Here is a 16,777-nt window from a genome sequence, read left to right as displayed (position 1 = left end):
GCGCGGCCGGCGTGGTGGCCGAGTACCGCTAGCCGTTCCCGGTCGGCGGCGTCGGGAACAGCGGAGCATCGCGCGGCACCCGGCGCGCGAGGATCCGTGCGGCGACGCGCAACCACACCACGATCGACGCCAGGCCCGCGACAGCGCCTGCGGCCGCCGTCACGGCGAGGGGTGGGTCGGCGGCCGCCGCGACCGCGATCCCCACCGTGCTGCCGCCGACGACCGCGTTGATCGTGGCGACGACGCTCGCGAAGCTGAAGACCTGCGGGCGGCGGCCGCTCGGGACGCCCGCGTTCTCGAACACGCCGCGCGGGTCGTCGTGGGCCGTGAGGAGGAACAGGCGGGCGTGGTCGCCGGCCAGCTCACGGTAGTAACCGCGGATGCGGTTGATCGCCATCCCGTACCGGACGTCCTCGACGCCGCACTCGACCAGCCGGATGTGGGTGACGATGCCCAGCAGGTAGAGCGTCGGCAGCACGATGAGGGCGAAGACCTGGAACGGGGCTCCGACCTCGGAGATCTGTCCGATGAAGCCGAGCGCGATGAGCGAGCTCGACACCGCCCCGACGTAGACGGTGGCCCGCGAGGCGCTCTCGGTCAGCGTCTGCGCGCGGGCGCCCTGGAGGGTGAAGTGCTCGGTCGTGAGCGCGGAGAGGAGCTGTTGCTCGCGGTCGAGCGCGTCGGCCACGGGCGGAGGCTACCGGAGGTCACAGGCTGGGCGCGACCAATCGGCGAAGCGCCTGCCGAGCTGGACGTCGAAGGGTTGCGGCTGGTCGAGCTCCCCCGGCAGGACTTGTCTGGGCCGACGCTGCTGCCGGTGCGCGAGCAGAGGCAAAGCCCAGAACACGCTGCACGCCAGGTCATCGCCGGCCTGGTGGAGCGGACAGTGGCCGTGCTCGCTGCGCGCTGACCGCTACTGGGCATGGCCATTTGACCCCGCGGTACCCGCAAGCGCGGCACCGTCCGTCTGTCCTCGCGCGGTGCGTGCTGAGGGCTCGGGCAACGGCGGCCGGTTCGTGTGCCAGGTACTCCGCCGCGGCTTCGATGCAGTCCTGCGCAGCATGATCTGGGCGGTTCACCGGTGGTTGCCGAGTCGGGCACGCCAGTACGCGAGGTGCTCGCCGAGGGTCACGCGGTCGATCCGTGCCGCCAGCCGCCGGTGTCGGCGGCGACGGCAAATCCGCCGTAGGGCGTCGACGATCGCTTTTCTCAAGCCGGTGGCTCGCCTCATCGGCACGGCGCCCTCCTCGCTCATCCATTCCCAGAATGGATGACCGTAGCAGTGCTGGTCCGGTCCATCCACTCTGAGATTGACTGAGATGAGCTGTTGGGCCACACTGGCGCTTCCCGCAGCCCTGCGACGGATGGATGCCTGATGAAGATCACCCGAGTGCTCCGTGACAGCTGCCCGTCGGGAATCGACTGCGACCGGATCTTCGACACCAGCGGGCCGGACATCGTGGTGCAGGGCCGCATCGTGACCGACCCAGCCGTTCGGGCCGCGCTCGGTCTGCCGGTGCCTCCGCCGGGTGAGGCCTACGTGCTCATCGAGCGTCGGCTGGTGCCGGAGTTGCTCTGTGCACGCGAGGCGGGCTGACCGTGCTCGACCTCGCTGGGCTTGCTGCCTTCATCGCCGAGCACCACAGCCGGGACTTGATCCGGGTGGAGACACTGGATCGGTATGTCTCGGCGAGCGACGGCTCCGAACTGGAGCGATTCCTCAGGGGCGAGCCCGCGCCGGACCGTGCGGCCAAGGCCAGCTGGTTGAACCGAATACGCGTAGACACGGATGCCGGTCGTGTCTGGCGCAGGCTCCGGGTCGTCGATCCCCCCTTGACCGACTACGTGCGGTACGCCTGCGAGTGGGGCTACACGGACAACACCGCCGCCGGTGAGCAGGTCCGCGTGCTCGACCTGTCAGGTGCTCCGGTCGGCGCACGTGCCCTTGTCGGGGTCGGGGACTTCTACCTGCTCGACGACACCCGCGTTGTGGCCATGCGCTACGACCAGGCTGGTGTGTTCACCGGGGCCGAACCTGTGGGTGACCCGTATGCCGAGGTCTATCGCGCCGCCGTTCGAGCAGCGTGGTCGAACGCCGAGCCGTTCGACCGATGGTGGTCACGACATCCCGAGCACCACCGGTCGGCCGCTGTTCGGTAGCCGCGACACTGGGGCAGTGAGCACCAGTGAGACCGGAGACGAGCTGTCCAGCACCCTCCGCGAGCTCCGCAGGGCAGCCGGCCTGACCAGCGCGGCCGCGGCGGCGGCTGCCGGCATCGGGCAGGCCGCGCTCTCCCGTTACGAGACGGGGAAGTTCGTGCCCACACCCGCGCGGCTGGAGGCTCTCCTGGACACGTACCAGGCCTCGCCCGCCGTCGGGGGTCGACTGCGAGCGATGGTCCGCGACCTGCGCGCGGAGAACCGCCGAGTCGTCGTGCACCGGAAGAACGCTCCCGCGTTCCAGCGGCGCATCCGCGACATCGAGGCGTCCTCGAAGCACGTCACCACGTTCCAGCCGGCTGTGGTCCCTGGGATCCTGCAGACCGAGGCCTACATGCGGGTGCTCACCAGCGGAGCCGATCCCAAGATCGCTGACGGGGTCATCGCGGCCCGCCTCGAACGACAGCAACTGCTCGGGCGGCCAGGACATCGGTGGACGCAGATCCTCACGACCGGCGCGCTGCTCTGGTGTGCCGGCTCGGCCGCCACGATGATCGAGCAGATCGACCGGATCATCGCGGTCAGCCGGCTCGACGGTGTCCGCATCGGCGTGATCCCCGCCCGCCGGCCGGTCAGCGTCCTCCCGCTCCACGGATTCGACGTCTACGACGAGCGCGCGGTCATCGTCGGCACCGTCGCCACCACCGCGATCATCACGGAGCCGGCCGACGTCCGCCTGCACATCGACATGCTCGAGTCCCTCACCGAGGTGGCCGACTTCGGCGCGGACGCACGCGAGACGCTGATCGAGTTGCGTGACGGCTACAGCGCCGACACCTGATCGCGGATTGACGGGCCACGGACCGCGAGGATGATTCGGACGATGATGACCGGCGACGAGATCGTGCTCGGCCCGCTGCCCAAGGGCATCACCCTCGCCAAGGAGGGGATGCGCAAGAAGGTGTGGAGCGTCCTCGGCCACACGTACTGGATGAAGGCGGCCAGCGAGTCCAGCTTCGCCTTCGAGACCTTCGACCCGCCCGGCACCGGCGTCCCGCCGCACGTGCACCCGCTTCAGGAGGAGCACATCTACGTCCTGGAGGGGGTGTTCACGCTCTACCTCGACGGCGAGTGGACGACGGCGGGTCCGGGCGACACCGTGCTCATGCCGCGCAACCTCCCGCACGCCTACTACAACCGCAGCGAGGCCCCCACCCGTGGCCTGTTCTGGGTGAGCCCGACCGGGAAGCTCCCGGCGCTGTTCGACCACCTGCACAACCTCACCGACCCGGAGGAGGTCGTGCGCCTCTCGGCGGAGCACGACGTCGACTTCCTGCCGCCGGGCTCCGTCGAGGGCGCCTGAGCGGTCGCTCCTCCTCCCTCGGGACGGACCATCGGCGTCTCACTCCGGCGGGACGTGACGCATGATGGGCCCGGTACGGGGAGGGGAGGAACGGTGCCGGAGCTGCCCGAGCTGTTCGTCATCGCCGACGACCTGTCCGGGGCCGCGGAAACCGCGGCGGTGCTGCCCGGTGCCGCCCGCGTCGTGCTCGCCGGCCGGGGACGGCCGCTGCCGGCGGCGTCCGGCCTCACCGTCGTCGACCTCGACAGCCGCACGGCGCCGCCCGCCGAGGCGGCCCGCGCCGTGCGGGAAGCGGTGGTGGGTGCGCCGCCGACGGCGCGGGTGTTCAAGAAGATCGACTCGCTGCTCCGCGGCAACCTCGCGGCCGAGGTCGGGGCGTTGACCGAGACCCGGCCCGTCGTGCTCGTCCCCGCCCTGCCGGTGGCCGGTCGCACCGTGGAGGACGGTGTCGTGCACCTCTCCGGGATCCCGCTGCACGAGACCGACGCGTGGCGGGTCGAGCCGGCACCCGCCCCGTCGAGCGTGGCGGCGGCGCTCGCGCCGCTGCGCACCACCGTGCTCGGCCTCGACGCCGTGCGCGGGGACGTCGCCGCGGAGCTGACCGCCGCCCTGGAGCGGGCGCCGGTCGTGATCTGCGACGCCACGACCGACGCCGACCTGGACGTGCTGGCCGCCGCCGCCCTCGCCCGGCCCGACGTCGTGCTCGCGGGCTCGGGCGGGTTCGCCGCTGCCATCGGCAGGAGTGTCGGGAGCGGACGTGCGCGCCAGGGCTCGCGTGCCCGCTCACGACCCCCGACGGTGCTCGTCGTGGTCGGGTCGGCGGCGGACGTCGCCGCCCAGCAGGTGGAGCGGCTGCTCGCCGAAGGGGCGCGGGAGATCCGGCTGCCCGTCACCGGGCACGCCCTCGAACCGGGGGTCACGGTGTTGCGTCCCGGCCCCGGCGACGCCGACCCGCGGGCCGTCGTGGCCGCGCTCGCCCGTGCCGTGGCCGACCTCGATCCCGGTCCGGAAGGCGCGGACCTCGTCCTCACCGGTGGCGAGACCGCCCGCCGGGTACTCGACGAGCTGGGGATCGTCGAGCTCGAACCGCTCGTCCAGATCGGGCACGGCGCCGTCCGTAGCCGCACGGTGGACGGGCGCCACGTCGTCACCCGGCCGGGCAGCTTCGGCGGGGTCGACTCCTTGCGCGACATCGTCACCGAGCTGCAGTCCGTTCCGCCAGCAGACCAGGAAGGCACCATGACCGCCACCGCAGCATCCACCGACACCCGCCCCCTCGTCGCCGTCACGATGGGCGACGGCGCGGGCGTCGGGCCGGAGGTGATCGTCCCGGCCGTCGTGCACCCCGACACCATCGCCCGTTGCCGGCCCGTGGTGATCGGTGACGCGGCGCGGCTCCGGCTGGCCGCCGGGATCCTCGGTCAGGACGTGGAGATCGTCACGATCGACGAGCCGGCGCAGGCCGAGTTCGGCGGCAACCGGATCAACGTGATCGACCTCGGGCTGCTGCCGGACGACCTGCCCTGGGGTGCCGTGTCGGCCGTCGCGGGCGAGGCGGCCTTCCAGTACATCCGGGTCGCGGCGGAGCTCGCCGTCTCCGGGGCCGTGCAGAGCATCTGCACCGCGCCGCTGAACAAGGAGGCGCTGCACGCAGCGGGGCACCGCTTCCCGGGCCACACCGAGCTGCTCGCCCACCTCACCGGCACCGAGGAGGTGTCGATGATGCTGTCCACGCCCAAGGTGAAGGTCGTGCACGTCACCACGCACATCGGCCTGATCGACGCGGTCGCGCGGATCGAGCCGGGGCTCGTCGAGCGCACGGTGCGGCGCGGGCACGACGCGCTGGTGCGGTCCGGGGTGGCCGAACCGAAGATCGGTGTCTGCGGCATCAACCCGCACGCGGGTGAGAACGGCCTCTTCGGCTACGGCGAGGAGGAGGAGAAGATCGTACCGGCGCTCGAGGTGCTGCAGGCCGACGGCATCGACGCCCGCGGCCCGCTGCCGGCCGACACCGCGTTCTTCCTCGCAGGGCGCGGGGACTACGACCTGATCGTCGCGATGTACCACGACCAGGGGCACGCCCCGGTCAAGGTGCTGGGCATCGAGTCGGGTGTCAACATCACCGTGGGCCTGCCGGTCATCCGCACCTCCGTCGACCACGGCACGGCGTTCGACATCGCCGGGAAGGGCGTCGCCGAGCCCGGCAGCATGGTCGAGGCGCTGCGCCAGGCCGCCGAGCTGGCGACGCGGCCGGCGGCCTGATCCCGCCGGCTCAGGTGAGGTGGTCGAAGTCGCCCCGCACCCAGCCGATGTAGCGGTCGGCGGACCGGCGCAGGGCGGCGCGGGCGTCGGAGTCGACGGTCTTGCCGAAGTTGTCGTACAGCCGGTCGAACTCGAGCACCTCGACCGCGCGCGTGATCCGTTCCACCACGACAGCCGACAGCGGGATGCGGTTCGGGTAGCTGCGCATGAAGGTCATCGTCGCCCGGTCGGGGTTGGCCTGGATCGTGTCGCCGCCCAGTAGTACGCCCCCGCCGCCCGCCCCGGCCGTCCAGTGGGCCACCGCGCTGCCGGGGAAGTGGCCGCCCAACTGCCACAGCGTGACCCCGGGTACGACCTCCAGGGTGCCCGACCACGTGCGGATCGCCGGGTCGGAGCGGGCCACCCACTTCTGGTCCGCTTCGGAGACGAGTACCGGCGCGCCGCCGAGCGCGCGGCTCCACTCGACCTGCACGCCGTACATGTGCGGGTGGCTGGCCACGATCGCGGCCACCTCGCCCAGCTCCCTGACCTGGCGGGCAGCGTCCTCGTCGACGTAGCCCACCATGTCCCAGATGACGTTGCCGGCAGGGGTGCGCACGAGGTGGGCCTGCTGACCGATGCCGAGCTTCGGCTCGACGGTGATGCCGAACAGGTCCGGCTCGAGCTCCCGCACCCGGACCTCGTGCCCCGCGGCGGCGAGCTCGTCGAGCGTGGTCCACCGCTGCCCGTCGGCGGGCACCCATTGCCGCTCGTCGGCGCAGATCGCGCAGACCTCGACCGCTTCTTCGTGCTCCACCGCGCAGGTGCTGCAGATGTACACGTCCGACCGCCCCGATCTTGTACTATCGTTTGTACAGCCACTGAACCGCAGTGTGCACGCGCGCGTCAAGGGGTGACGGTGCCGGCAGCTCGACACCGCCGGGTCACGTTGAAGGACATCGCGCAGGACGCGGGCGTCTCCGTGACCACCGCGTCCCGCGCCCTCCACGGTGCGACCGGTGGGGCCCGGGCTCCCTCGGCGAACACGGCGGAGCGGGTCCGCGCGGCCGCGGCCCGGCTCGGGTACTCCCGCGACCAGCTGGCCAGCGGCCTGCGGACCCGGCGCAGCCGCCTGCTCGGGATGCTCGTCCCGCGCCTGTCCGACTACGTCCTCGCCACGATCTACGAGGGCGTCGAGGAGGCCGCGCGGCAGGCCGGGTACCGCACCGTCGTCGCCAACACCTACGACGACCCGGACGAGCAGCGGGCCCGCGCCGAGGTCATGCTCGACCACCGCGTGGAGGGCCTGATCATCGGCGACGCCTCCGAGCGCGGCGACCTGCTCGACGACCTCGAGCGCAGGGGTGTCCCGTTCGTGCTCGTCAGCAGGCGGACCGGCGCCCACCCGGCGGTGACGGGGGACGACGTCACGGGCGGTCGTCTCGTCGCGGAGCACCTCCTCGACCGGGGCCACGTCCGGGTCGCCGTCCTCGCGGGTGAGCCCTACGCCAGCACCGGCAGCGACCGGACCCGGGCGTTCCTGGAGCGGTGGTCGGCCGCGGGGCGGACGGTACCCGCGGATCGGGTCGTCCACGGGCCCTTCGACGCCGCAGGCGGGCGGCAGGCGATGCAGCGGGTCCTGGACACGCCCGGCCCGCCGCCGACCGCGGTGTTCGCGGTGAACGACTTCGCGGCGATCGGGGCGATGGGCGCGTTGCGCGACGCCGGGCTGCGCGTCGGGCGGGACGTCGCGATCGTCGGCTACAACGACGTGTCCCTCGCCGCGGAGCTGCCGATCCCGCTGAGCAGCGTCGCCACCCCGAACCTCGAGATGGGGCGCAGGGGAGTGGAGCTCCTCGTCGAGATCCTGGACGGCGAGCGGCCCGGCTCGATCCGGCTGCCTCCACAGCTGCGGGTCAGGGCGTCCAGCGACCGATCTACGCCGTGATCACGCATCGAGCAACGCGACCTCGGTGAGGCAGGCGGGCGATTGTGCCGTCGCCGCCGCGCTGCTAGACACGGCTGCGCCGGCTCAGGTCGCCCGGCGCCGCGTCCAGCGGCCGAGGGCCCGTCCGATCGTCGGTAACTCCGGGCAGGAGGCCCAGCATGAGCCAGTCGACCGTGGACCCGACGTTCTACCGCTCGCCCGCCGAGGCGGCGGCCGCCCCGCCGGAGGAGCTGGCCTACGTCGTCGCGTTCGACCGGGCAGCGCAGAAGCACGACGCCATGACCGTCGTCGACGTGAACCCGGCGTCGGACGCCTACGGCCAGGTGGTCGGCTGGACGGAGGTCCCGGGCCTCGGCCACGAGCTGCACCACTTCGGCTGGAACGCGTGCTCGAGCGCACTGCGGCACGAGGGCCACGGCGGCGAGCTCGCCCGGCGGTACCTGCTGGTGCCGGGCCTGCGCTCGTCGGACATCCACGTGCTCGACACCCAGCCGGACCCGCGCGCTCCGCGCCTGGTCCGGACGATCAGCGGCAAGGAGCTGTCCGACAAGGCCGGCTACTCGCGCCCGCACACGATGCACTGCGGGCCGGACGGGGTGTTCCTGACCTGCATCGGGGGTCCGGAGGGCGACGACGACGGACCCGGCGGGATCGCGTTGCTCGACCACACGACGTTCGACGTCCTGCGGGCGTGGGAGACCGACCGCGGCCCGCAGCACTTCGCATACGACGCCTGGTGGCACCTCAACCAGAACACGCTGATCTCCAGCGAGTGGGGCAGCCCGTCGATGATCGAGGACGGCGTCGTCCCCGAGTTGCTGCTCGGCGGGAAGTACGGCCACGCCCTCCACTTCTGGGACCTGGCCGACGGCAGGCACGTCCAGAGCGTCGACCTGGGTGCCCAGCATCAGATGGTCCTTGAGGTCCGCCCGTCCCACGACCCGGACGCCACCTGGGGCTTCGTCGGGGTCGTGATCTCCACGGAGGATCTGTCCGGCTCGATCTGGCGGTGGTTCCGCGACGGCGACGAGTGGAAGGTCGAGAAGGTCATCAGCGTTCCCGCCGAGCCCGCCGACCCGGACCGGCTGCCTCCCGCGCTGAAGCCCTTCGGCGCCGTGCCGCCGCTCATCACCGACATCGACCTGTCCGTGGACGACCGGTTCCTCTACGTCTCCTGCTGGGGCACCGGGGAGATGAAGCAGTTCGACGTCAGCGACCCGGCGCACCCCCGCCAGACGGGTTCGGTACGGCTCGGCGGGATCGTCGACCGGGCCGCGCACCCCGCCCGGCCCGACCTGCCGCTCGCCGGTGGACCCCAGATGGTCGAGGTCAGCCGCGACGGGCGCCGGGTCTACTTCACCAACTCGCTCTACGGCGCATGGGACGACCAGTTCTTCCCCGACGGCGTGGGCGCGTGGATGGCGAAGCTCGACGTCGACCCCGCCGGTGGCCTCTCGGTGGACGAGCGGTTCTTCCCACACGGGGACGACTTCCGGGGCCTGCGGCCCCACCAGATCCGCCTGCAGGGTGGCGACGCGTCCTCGGACTCGTACTGCTACCGCTGACGGTCACACGCCTACCGGGCCGTCGCGGAGTACGCCTCGCACCTGGTCCAGCGACACCGTGTCCGGCTCGAACTCCGCGAGCCACCAGGTGGCGCCCGCCTCGGCGTAGGGCGCCGGATCGGCTCCGGCCGGGAGGGCGACGGCGACGTCGTACGGCGTCGTCTTCCCCTCGCGGAGTTCGGTGACGGTGGTGACCACCTCGGCGAGCTGGTCGGGGTGTTCGAGATTGACAGGGAAGAAGCCGTCGTGGCGGGCGGCGCGGCGCAGCGGCTTGACGCTGCCGGGGAGTGCAGCGGCCCACACCGGCACGCCGGGCCGCTGGACCGGTCGGGGGAGGAAGGAGATGCCGTCGACGGTGTAGTGCGGGCCGTGGTGGTGCACCGGCTCGCCGGACCACGCGGCGGCGAGGATCTCCAGTGACGCGTCGAGCATCTGCCCCCGTCGCCGGTCGTCGAGCTCCTCGCCGGTCGCGCGCAGCTCGCCGGCGAAGCGGTCGCTGCCGAGACCGACGCCGAGGGTGAGGCGCCCGGAGCTGAGCCGGTCCAACGTCGCGGTCTCCCTGGCGACCTTGGCCGGCCGGCGGCGGGCGAGCGGTGTGACCATCGGGCCGAGGCGAAGGCGTTCGGTGGCGCTGGCGATCGCGGCCAGCGTGATCCACGGGTCGGCCACCTGCCGGACCGGCGCCCGCCAGCGCACGTGGTCCCACACGAACATCCTGTGCCAGCCGGCCTCCTCCGCCTCGGCGGCCAGCCGTGCCACCAACGCCGGTTCGGCGAGCTCGTCGAAGATCGGCAGCCAGAGCGCCGAACGCAGTCGGGTCATGACGTCACGCTAGGCCGAGCAGCTCATCACGAAAAGCGATGGATTGCGATCGAGTCGATCGCGATGCGCGGTGTTCCTTGGTGCTCGGGTTCAGGGCGCGTGCTGCACGTCCAGCGAGTAGATGACGACCTGCCCCGCCGCGTCGGGGGCATCGCCGCGCGAGGGGTTGGACTGCGTGTAGGTGCCGGCCTTGAAGTACCAACCGCTGCCGGCGAGCGGGACGTCGCCCTTCCGCACCCCGTTGTAGTCGACCTGGACGCGGCCGCCCGCGGCCGTGATCCGCAGGTCGTACGGCGTGCCCAGCCGGTAGTGCTCGTCGAGGGTGAACTCGCTCTCCCCGTCGGCGTACTCGACGAACAGGTGCGTGCCCTCCAGGCGCACCATCACGACGTCGTCCTCGGCGTCGTGGATCTGGGCCGCGACGACGTGCGGCTTGACCTGCGGCACCTGGGTGATCGCCTCGCGGACGGTCATGGTGTGGGTGCCGCTGAGGTTCGACCAGCTCGCCAGCTCGCCGCCGTCCATTTCCCGCAGCTCGCAGCGGGGGTAGCCGCTGCCCTCGGTCGTGACGCCGCCCGCGTTGGCGGTGAACACCACCCCACTGCCGGCGGAGTCGAGGCGGAAGAAGTCGCCCGTGAACGAGTGCAGCTGCGGCGGGAGGATCTCGTCGGGCTCGTCGCCGGAGCCGACGGGCAGCGTCAGTTTCCAGTTCGCGAGGTTCAGCACGTCGCCGGGGACCGCAGGGGGACCCGGGGGAGCCGGAGGCGGCTCGGGTGCGGGAGTGGTGCAGGCGGCGAGTGTGACGAACAGGGCCGAGACGGCCGCGATCAGGCGAGCCCGGGAACGCGGCATGGGTTGCTGTCTCCCGTCACGAGCGGGTGGTGGCCGGCCGACCCGAGGCTACCGACCTGATCACCCGGAGAGCGGGAACGCGAGCGCCTGCCACCCGGGTGGGTGGGACCCGCGCGCGGTGATTTCCCGAGTCCCGGCGAGTCCGTACTGCATGGATGAGAACTGCGACGAGCGGTCGATCGAGGTGTCCCGCATGGTCGACGCTCCCGTGGAGCGGGTGTTCGCGTTCCTGGCGGAACCGGCCAACCACGTCGCGTTGGACACGAGCGGGACGGTGCGCGGAGCCGCGACCGGTGCCATGATCGCCGGCGCGGGCGACGTGTTCGTCATGAACATGCACAACGCGTTCAAGGGCGACCACCAGGTGGAGAACCACGTCGTGGTCTACGAGCCCGGCCGCGCGATCGGGTGGGCACCCGCCGAGCCGGGCCACCCTCCGGCGGGCCACACGTGGACGTGGCGGATGGCTCCGGCAGACGCCGGTCGCACCGTCGTGAGCCAGATCTACGGCTGGTCCCGGTTCTCCCACGTCGAGATGCTCGACCACCTCCCGGTGATCGACGGTGCCCAGATGCTCGCCTCGGTGGATCGCCTGGCGGAGGCACTGGTCAGGACTCGCGGCGCAGCCGAAGGCAACTGACGGTTCACCACCAGAACGGCACCGACCACGTTCCGCGGAACGCGCCCGTGATCAGGGGTTGAGCGACCTGCCGATCATCGGCCGCGCGGCCATGGTCACACGATCGCCCGCCGCAGCCACTCCGCGACCCCGTCGATGTGCACGGTCGCGCGGGCGGCCACCAGCGCCGCGTCGCCCCGCGCCAGCGCTTCGACGATCAGCCGGTGCTCGGTGAGGCTGCGCTCCGTCGACCCGTCCTCGGAGAGGCCGCGCCAGATCCGCGCCCGCAGCGTGCTGCTGGAGAGCGTCTCGAGCAGGCTCGTCAGGTAGGCGTTGCCGGCCAGCTCGGAGATGCGGCGGTGGAACACCTGGTCGTGCGCCACGAGCTCGTCCACGGAGGGGGAGTCGCCCAGCGCGGTCAGCAGGCCGCGCAGCTCCTCGACGTCCGGGGGTGCGATGCGTGCGGCGGCCATCGCGGCGGCCGCAGGTTCCAGGATGCGGCGCACCTCGAACAGCTCCAGCAGCGACGAGTCCTGGTGGATGTCGACCACGAACGACATCGCGTCGAGGAGGGTGTCCGGCGTGAGGCTGGTGACGTAGGTGCCGTCGCCCCGGCGGACGTCGAGCACCCGGATGATCTCCAGCGCCTTGACGGCCTCGCGCAACGAGCTGCGGGACAGGCCCAGCGCCTCGGACAGCTCCTTCTCCGGGGGCAGCCGGTCGCCCGGCCCCAGCTCGCCTGCTCGGATCATCTCCTTGATCTTGAGGATGGCCTCGTCGGTGACCGCCATCAGCGGACGTCGAACCCGACCGCCACCGGCGCGTCTCGGGACGGCAGCTCCACGGCGACCCCGGCCGGGTCGGCCTGCGCAGCGACGGGGGTGCCGTCGGCGAGGGCGGCGGAGGAGAGCTCCAGCCGGTCGGCGCGGGCCGGTAGTACGACGCGACCGGGCGCGTCGACGACGGCCCACGCGCGGTCGCCGGTGCGGGTCCACCGCACCCACGGATCGTCGGACGCCTCCGCGATGCCTGCGTCGAGCGGGTGGGAACCGTGCACGACACCATCGTGCACCGCCATCCAGCCGGCCAGCCCCTCCAGGGTCCGGCGCTGCCCATCCGGGATCAGGCCGCTCGCGGTCGGGCCGACGTTGAGCAGCAGGTTCCCGCCGCGGGACACGACGTCGACGAGGTGGCGCACCAGCCGGGGCCCGCTCATCAGGTGCCGGGAGTCCTCCACCTGGTTGTAGCCGAACGACAGCCCGATCCCGCGGCAGTTCTCCCACGCAGGCGCGCCCTCGGCGTCGAGGTGGTGCTGGTACTCGCTGGTGCGGAAGTCCCAGTGCGTGTCGCCCCAGCGGTCGTTGACGACGCCGTCCGGCACCGTCGCGTAGAAGTGCCGGAACAGCTCGGCGAGCCCGAGCCGGCCGTCGTGCTTGCCGCCGTCGGGCCACTCGATGTCGTTCCAGAGCACGTCGGGGCGGTAGCGGTCGACCAGGTCGCGCACGTGGACGTACGCGTAGGCGGCGTAGGCCGCGTCGTTCGGCCGCAGCGCGCGTACGTTCGCCGAGGTGTCGATCACCGGCAGGTGCGGGGTGACGTTCCAGTCGAGCCCGCCCGAGTAGTAGACGCCGAACCGCATCCCGGCTTCCCGCACGGCGGCCGCGAGATCGCCGATCAGATCGCGGCGGGGGCCGCGGTGAACGGTGTTGCGCGCCGCCGTCCCCGGTGCGTCCCACAGCGCGATGCCGTCGTGGTGCTTGGTGGTCGGAACGACGTAGCGCGCCCCGGCCCGCGCGAAGAGGGCGCACCAGTCCTGCGGGTCGAACTCCTCGGCGCGCCATGCGTCGAGGAAGTCGTCGTAGGGGGCGTCGCCGTAGGTGTCCTGGTGGTGCTTGCGGGCCGGGCTGTCGTCGAACCGGATCGTGTTCCAGTACCACTCCGCGTAGGCGTTGTGCCGGAACCACGTGTGCTCGTCGACGGTGCCCAGCTCGCCGCTCGGCTCCGCCCACGCGGGCACGGAGTAGGCGCCCCAGTGGATGAAGATGCCGAACTTGGCGTCGGCGTACCAGCCGGGGAGCGGGCGCTGGAACCGGCTCCAGTCGACGGTCAAGAGGTCCTCCCGGGAGGTCACCGGCCACCGAGGCCGGACATGGCGATGCCGCGGACGAGGTGGCGTTGCAGCAGCACGACCATGACGACGGTCGGCAGCATCGAGATCGCCGCCGCGGCCATGAGCAGGTGCCACTGGTTGCCGTTCTGGGACAGGAACAGGTTGAGCCCGAGCGGCACCGTCGACATGTCGCGGCTGTTCACGACGATCAGCGGCCACAGGAAGCTGTTCCAGTAGTTGATGAACGTGAACGCGGCGAGCACGGCGATGGCGGGCCGCGCGATCGGCATCACCACCTGCAGCAGGATGCGGATCCGGCTCGCGCCGTCGATCGTGGCCGCTTCCTCCAGCTCGCGCGGGATCGTGAGGAAGAACTGGCGCAGCAGGAACGTGCCGAACGCCGTGAACGCCCACGGCAGGATCAGTGCGGCGTAGCTGTCCACCCAGCGGAACTGCTGCATGAGGATGAACATCGGGACCACCGTGACCTCCTGCGGCACCATCAGCGTGCCCAGGTAGAGCAGGAAGATCCGGTCCCGGAACCGGAAGCGCAGCCGTGCGAACGCGTACGCCGACAGCACCGACGTCACGCACACCACGACGGTGCCCGCCACCGCGACGAAGAGGCCGTTGAACATGAACCGGCCGAACGGCAGGTAGCTCCACGCCTCGGCGAAGTTGGACCAGCGGATCTCCGACCCGACGAGTCCGCTGCCGACGCCGAAAACCTCGGCGGGCGGCTTGAGCGCCGTCGCGACCATCCAGACGAACGGCATGAGGAACAGCAGGAGCACGGCGGTGAGCAGCACCTGCGACACGACGGCGCGGGGGGTCGCTGTTCTAGTCGTCATAGTGGACCCACCGCTTCTGGCCGAGGAACTGCAGCGCGGTGACCAGCATGATGATCATGAAGAGGAACCAGCCGATCGTCGACGCGGTGCCGAGGTCGAACTGCTGGAAACCCTCCTTGTAGAGGTGGAGCACCATCGTCTCGGTGGCGACGCCCGGCCCGCCCGCGGTGAGGGCGTAGGGCTGGACGAACACCTGGAACGAGGTGATCAGCGTCATGATCATCGCGAAGAACATGGACGGCGAGAGCATCGGCAGCGTGACGCTCCAGAACCGGCGCAGTGGCCCGGCCCCGTCGATCGAGGCCGCCTCGTGCAGGCTCTGCGGGATCGCGTCGAGCCCGGCGGAGAAGACCAGCATGTTGTAGCCGAACCCCTGCCAGACCGACATGAGGATCACCGCCGCCATCGCCCACCGGTTGTCACCGAGGAAGTTGGGCGCGGGCATGCCGAGCACGGTCTGGAACGCCTGGTCGATCGCGCCGCCCGGCTGGTACAGCAGCCGCCACACGAGCGCGTTCGCGATCATGGGCGTGACGGTCGGGATGAAGAACAGCAGGCGGTAGATCCCGCGCCCGCGGATGCGGGGCGAGATCCACAGGGCCAGCCCGAGCGACACCACGATGTTGAGCGGCACGTAGACCACCACGAACACCAGCGTGTTGAGCATGACCCGGTGGAAGATCGGGTCGGTCAGCAGCTCGACGAAGTTGTCGAGCCCGACGAACCGCCTGCGCCCGAGCACGGGCCACGCGAAGAAGCTGATGGCCAGCGACCCGACGAGCGGGATCAGCGTGAACAGCAGGAACCCGCTCGTGCTCGGTGCGAGGAACCCCAGTGCGGCGCGGCCGTCGCCGCGGCGCACGACGTTGCTCGGTGGGGCAGTGGGTGGCGCGGCGGGCGGCGCGGGTACTGACAGGGTCACCTCGCCGTCACCCCGCCTGCTGCTGCACCGAGTTCAGGAAGTCCGGCACGCTCTGCTGGCCGTTCACCGCCTCGACGCCGTACTGCATGAACAGCTGGTTGACCTGCTGGTAGTTCTCGGTGGCCGGCGCCGGCACGCCGTTCTTGATCGCTGCCAACAGGCCGTCCTTCGCCCCGGCGAGCTCCGGGCTGAACCACGCGTCCTGCTGGGCGGTACGCGCCGGGAACGCCCGGCCCTGCTCGGCGAGGTACTGCAGCGCCTCGGGGCCGGTGAGCACGGCGATGGCCTGCAGCGCCTTGTCCGGGTCGGGGCAGGTCTGCGAGATCCCGAACCCGGACCCGGCCACCTGGCTGTGCGAGCCGGAGTCGCCAGCCGGGATCGGCGCCACGCCGACCTCGAACTGCGCCTGGTCCATCACGTTGACCAGCTGCCACGGCCCGTCGACGACCATCGCGGCGTCGCCCGCGATGAACGAGTTCAGCGCCGGTGTGGCGTCGTTGGTGGCCACCACCTGGGGTGCGACCTTGAGCTGGGTGACGAGGTCGGCGTACCACTGGACGGCCTTGACGAAGCCCTCCTGCGTCAGGTCGAGCTCGCCCTGGGCGTTGAGCGGCCCGGTGCCCTCCAGCGAGAGCGACCACGGGGTGACGCTGTCGATCGTGGGGTAGACCGCGAACCCGTGCTTCCCGCCGCTGGTCAGGCTCTGGGCCGCTGAGATGAAGTCCTGCACCGTCCAGCTGGTGGTCGGGATCGGGACGCCTGCCTCACGGAAGCGGTCGGCGTTGTAGAACATGAGCAGCGGCCCGAAGTCGTACGGCACGGCGAGCTGCTGGCCGTCGACCTGCAGCGCCTTCCAGATCGACGGGTCGTAGTCGGCGGCGTTGATCCCGGCCCCGGCCAGCATGTCGTCGAGCGGCACGAGCAGCTGGCTGATGCTCGGTGCCCGGTAGGACTGCACGCCGAGGATGCAGCCCGCGTCGCCGCCGCTCGCCTGCGCGGCGAGCTTGGTCCAGTAGTCGTTGAAGCTGCTGGTCTGGAAGTCGAGGGCGAGGTCGGGGTGCTTCGCCGTGACCATCTGGGAGAGGTGGTTCCACGCGTCCACCTCGGCGGTGGAGCCGCTCCACATGTTCCAGACCATGGTGGTCTTGCCCTCGCTGGTGGTGCTGCCCCCGCCGCCGTCGGAGCCGCAGGCGGCCACGGCCAGGGCGAGGGCGGCGGCAGCTGCCACCGCGAGCGCGCGCTTCCGAATCGTCTTGACCGTCATGGTGCTCCTCGGCATTGAGTGAGACATCCGATGTTCGGGCCACTTTGGCGCCAAGTTTGC

17 protein-coding genes are annotated in these 16,777 nt (G+C 71.5%); 8 read left to right on the top strand and 9 right to left on the bottom strand.

From position 1 onward, the window contains the following. Positions 1–28: 28 nt before the first annotated feature. Positions 29–688 (bottom strand): hypothetical protein, encoded by a 660-nt coding sequence (locus FB388_RS24010; RefSeq protein WP_142104439.1) that lies wholly within the window; start codon positions 686–688, stop codon positions 29–31. 687 nt (positions 689–1,375) lie between these two features. Here FB388_RS24010 and FB388_RS24005 point away from each other — a divergent pair. The 5 genes from FB388_RS24005 (at position 1,376) to pdxA (ending at position 5,785) form a co-directional block, all read left to right on the top strand. After that, positions 1,376–1,597, top strand: a complete 222-nt coding sequence (locus FB388_RS24005; protein ID WP_142104438.1) for a hypothetical protein — start codon at positions 1,376–1,378, stop codon at positions 1,595–1,597. 2 nt (positions 1,598–1,599) lie between these two features. Further along, on the top strand, positions 1,600–2,160 hold the full coding sequence (locus FB388_RS24000; protein ID WP_142104437.1) for a DUF6879 family protein: 561 nt from the start codon (positions 1,600–1,602) through the stop codon (positions 2,158–2,160). Positions 2,161–2,176: 16 nt separating this feature from the next. After that, positions 2,177–3,001 carry a DUF5753 domain-containing protein gene (locus FB388_RS23995; protein ID WP_170225809.1) on the top strand — a complete coding sequence of 275 codons (825 nt, stop codon included), beginning with the start codon at positions 2,177–2,179 and terminating at the stop codon, positions 2,999–3,001. Between the two features lie 42 nt (positions 3,002–3,043). After that, positions 3,044–3,523 carry a cupin domain-containing protein gene (locus FB388_RS23990; protein WP_246122344.1) on the top strand — a complete coding sequence of 160 codons (480 nt, stop codon included), beginning with the start codon at positions 3,044–3,046 and terminating at the stop codon, positions 3,521–3,523. 93 nt (positions 3,524–3,616) lie between these two features. After that, positions 3,617–5,785: a 4-hydroxythreonine-4-phosphate dehydrogenase PdxA gene (gene pdxA, locus FB388_RS23985; protein WP_211362198.1), complete on the top strand. Its 2,169-nt coding sequence runs from the start codon at positions 3,617–3,619 to the stop codon at positions 5,783–5,785. Positions 5,786–5,795: 10 nt separating this feature from the next. Here the strand turns inward: pdxA and FB388_RS23980 are convergent, their stop codons facing one another. After that, positions 5,796–6,581, bottom strand: a complete 786-nt coding sequence (locus FB388_RS23980; RefSeq protein WP_246122342.1) for an MBL fold metallo-hydrolase — start codon at positions 6,579–6,581, stop codon at positions 5,796–5,798. A 102-nt stretch (positions 6,582–6,683) separates the two neighbouring features. Here FB388_RS23980 and FB388_RS23975 point away from each other — a divergent pair, with 102 nt between their 5' ends. Both FB388_RS23975 and FB388_RS23970 read left to right on the top strand, forming a co-directional pair. After that, on the top strand, positions 6,684–7,712 hold the full coding sequence (locus FB388_RS23975) for a LacI family DNA-binding transcriptional regulator (RefSeq protein ID WP_142104434.1): 1,029 nt from the start codon (positions 6,684–6,686) through the stop codon (positions 7,710–7,712). Between the two features lie 158 nt (positions 7,713–7,870). Then, positions 7,871–9,277: a selenium-binding protein SBP56-related protein gene (locus FB388_RS23970; RefSeq protein WP_142104433.1), complete on the top strand. Its 1,407-nt coding sequence runs from the start codon at positions 7,871–7,873 to the stop codon at positions 9,275–9,277. A gap of 3 nt (positions 9,278–9,280) precedes the next feature. On the opposite strand, the gene FB388_RS23965 is transcribed toward FB388_RS23970, so the two are convergent. Continuing rightward, positions 9,281–10,099 (bottom strand): LLM class flavin-dependent oxidoreductase, encoded by an 819-nt coding sequence (locus FB388_RS23965; protein ID WP_142104432.1) that lies wholly within the window; start codon positions 10,097–10,099, stop codon positions 9,281–9,283. A gap of 90 nt (positions 10,100–10,189) precedes the next feature. Beyond that, positions 10,190–10,951, bottom strand: a complete 762-nt coding sequence (locus FB388_RS23960; protein ID WP_142104431.1) for a polysaccharide lyase family 7 protein — start codon at positions 10,949–10,951, stop codon at positions 10,190–10,192. 151 nt (positions 10,952–11,102) lie between these two features. Between FB388_RS23960 and FB388_RS23955 the strand changes: the two genes are divergently transcribed. Then, complete coding sequence (locus FB388_RS23955; RefSeq protein WP_142104430.1) at positions 11,103–11,591, top strand: SRPBCC family protein; 489 nt, start codon at positions 11,103–11,105, stop codon at positions 11,589–11,591. Positions 11,592–11,686: 95 nt separating this feature from the next. Here the strand turns inward: FB388_RS23955 and FB388_RS23950 are convergent, their stop codons facing one another. Genes FB388_RS23950 through FB388_RS23930 form a run of 5 tightly spaced genes read right to left on the bottom strand, consistent with a single transcriptional unit; the run spans position 11,687 to position 16,717 of the window. Further along, entirely contained in the window at positions 11,687–12,361 is a 675-nt protein-coding gene (locus FB388_RS23950; protein WP_142104429.1) for a FadR/GntR family transcriptional regulator, read from the bottom strand. After that, a complete protein-coding gene (locus FB388_RS23945) occupies positions 12,361–13,680 on the bottom strand; it encodes an alpha-L-fucosidase (protein ID WP_211362197.1) in 1,320 nt (439 codons plus the stop codon). The genes FB388_RS23950 and FB388_RS23945 overlap by 1 nt, the downstream gene beginning before the upstream one ends. A 17-nt stretch (positions 13,681–13,697) precedes the next feature. Next, positions 13,698–14,531 (bottom strand): carbohydrate ABC transporter permease, encoded by an 834-nt coding sequence (locus tag FB388_RS23940; RefSeq protein WP_142104427.1) that lies wholly within the window; start codon positions 14,529–14,531, stop codon positions 13,698–13,700. After that, positions 14,521–15,453 (bottom strand): carbohydrate ABC transporter permease, encoded by a 933-nt coding sequence (locus tag FB388_RS23935; protein WP_211362196.1) that lies wholly within the window; start codon positions 15,451–15,453, stop codon positions 14,521–14,523. The genes FB388_RS23940 and FB388_RS23935 overlap by 11 nt, the downstream gene beginning before the upstream one ends. Before the next feature lie 7 nt (positions 15,454–15,460). Then, positions 15,461–16,717 (bottom strand): ABC transporter substrate-binding protein, encoded by a 1,257-nt coding sequence (locus FB388_RS23930; RefSeq protein ID WP_170225808.1) that lies wholly within the window; start codon positions 16,715–16,717, stop codon positions 15,461–15,463. Positions 16,718–16,777 lie beyond the last annotated feature (60 nt).

Source organism: Pseudonocardia cypriaca, from assembly GCF_006717045.1.
In the GTDB taxonomy this organism is placed as follows: domain Bacteria; phylum Actinomycetota; class Actinomycetes; order Mycobacteriales; family Pseudonocardiaceae; genus Pseudonocardia; species Pseudonocardia cypriaca.
This window is presented reverse-complemented; position numbering and strand designations above follow the sequence as displayed.